The organism is Pseudoxanthomonas yeongjuensis (assembly GCF_010093345.1).
Taxonomy (GTDB): Bacteria; Pseudomonadota; Gammaproteobacteria; order Xanthomonadales; family Xanthomonadaceae; genus Pseudoxanthomonas_A; species Pseudoxanthomonas_A yeongjuensis.
The window spans coordinates 1-941 of the sequence record NZ_PDWT01000014.1; the positions used below are offsets into that span (position 1 = coordinate 1).

Below are 941 nucleotides of genomic sequence, written 5' to 3' on the forward strand. Positions count from 1 at the left end.
CCCCAGGAGGGGATGGGGAGGCCCCGCGGGGTGGGTCGAGCGTAGCGACACCCATCGCTCTCCCTGTCCGGAGCGATAGAGCGCCAAACCGATGGGCCTGTTTTACTTAATCCGTGGCGGCATTGGTACGTCACGCGTGAACCCCGCGATGCGCTTTTCCCAGGTCGCCTGCGTCTGCGGTTTTACGAACACCTTCTGCACCGACGGGTGCGCTGCCTTGATCGCGGTTTCGATGCGGTTGACGGAATTCTTTATGTGCGTGGTGTCCCGGTGGTCCTCGAACTACGCGCTGAGCGCGGCCACAACAGCCCACCTGGCCGCCCGCACCAACTACCCGCGTTGAGGGAAACAGGGGGAGCCGGACCAACCGTACTGTCATTCGCGGAGATCGAAATGACCGACGAAACTTCCCTGAACGATGTCTTCCGCTTCGTGCAACTGCGCCCCCGGCGCCCCGTCGACGAAACCCTTCCCCTCCCGCTGGCGGCCGACACCCCGCTGGTCAAGCGCCTGGCCGGGGCGGGCAGCGTGTCCAAGCGCGCCGAGACCGCCAATGCCGCACTCGAGGGCGGACAGATCCACGGCCCCGCCGACCTGCCGCTGGGCGCCGAGATCGTCGCGGCCGTGGCCGCACTGCGCAAGGTCGAAGGCGCCACCATCCAAGACCTGCGCGCGCAACTGCCGGACCTGCCCAATGCGCGCAGCGCACGCGGCTTCGACGCCAAGGTTGCGGCCCTGTCCGATCTCTTGCTGGCCACCTTCTTCGCCACCCGCGCCTTTCCCGCCGACCTGCGCGGCCTGCAGGATATCTATCGCGTCTACCACCTGCCGTCCGGCGAGGACGGCGACGCGTCACTGCTGGTCCCGTTCCTGGCCCGCTCGCTGCTGGCCCCGACCATCGCCCGCAAGGACGAATCCGCCACCCCGCCGCCGCGCGTGCC

Annotated in this window: 2 protein-coding genes; both read left to right on the forward strand. The window is 68.2% G+C overall.

The window, feature by feature from the left end:
• Positions 1 to 91: 91 nt before the first annotated feature.
• Positions 92 to 343: a hypothetical protein gene (locus CSC74_RS17485; protein WP_211369684.1), complete on the forward strand. Its 252-nt coding sequence runs from the start codon at positions 92 to 94 to the stop codon at positions 341 to 343.
• A gap of 50 nt (positions 344 to 393) precedes the next feature.
• The coding region (locus CSC74_RS17300; protein WP_162315755.1) for a hypothetical protein at positions 394 to 941 on the forward strand (548 nt) is incomplete at its 3' end.

Coding starts and splice junctions, on each gene's coding strand:
- CSC74_RS17485 (WP_211369684.1), top strand. CDS start 92: ATGGGCCTGTTTTACTTAATCCGTGGCGGCATTGGTACGTCACGCGTG.